The sequence below is a fragment of the Vreelandella olivaria genome (genome assembly GCF_023507745.1).
GTDB classification, from domain to species: Bacteria; Pseudomonadota; Gammaproteobacteria; order Pseudomonadales; family Halomonadaceae; genus Vreelandella; species Vreelandella olivaria_A.
Map to the genome: position 1 here is coordinate 1 of NZ_JALPZO010000096.1, position 550 is coordinate 550.

General features: G+C 60.2%; 1 protein-coding gene. It reads right to left on the reverse strand.

Translation table 11 applies throughout. The features are described 5' to 3' along the window. Positions 1-550, reverse strand: a 550-nt coding sequence (locus tag HP566_RS07805; protein ID WP_249976702.1) for a hypothetical protein, incomplete at both ends; no start/stop codon positions are given.

The window sequence follows — 550 nt, forward strand, 5'->3', positions numbered from 1 at the left end:
CGTATCCCTCCAGGTAGCGCTGCCCGGTGAGTTGCATGATCTGTTCGTTGATCAGCCGCTGCTCGTAGAAGCCGTCGCCGAGGCGCCGCTGGGTCGTGCTCGGGTCGCTCGCCAGGGCATCGAGCATATAGTCGGAACCGAGCCATTCGCGCTGATTGGTGAAGCGCGGGTCGGTCTCGACCAGATAACGTGCCGTCGGTTGGGCATTGATCTGGAACAGGCTGTTGCTTGGCAGCACGATATTGGGGGTCACGCTGCGAATCACGCCAAGCGAGTCAAGGTTCGCCGCCGCCGACAGATCGGCAGCGATAGCGTCCTGCCGCAGATCGGCCGGCATCGCCGCCCAGCGTTCGATATCCGCTGCTGTGATGTCGGTGCCGGTGGATACCCCTACCAAACCTGCTAGAACGGCAACCAGCCGTTCGACATCCATCGCATTAACCGAATGGTTCGTCGAAGTCAGGGCATTGATATCAGTGGAGGCTCCCATCATATCCATCAGAACCTCGCCCAAGCGTTCGATATCCGCCTCCGTGACCGAGTGATTTGT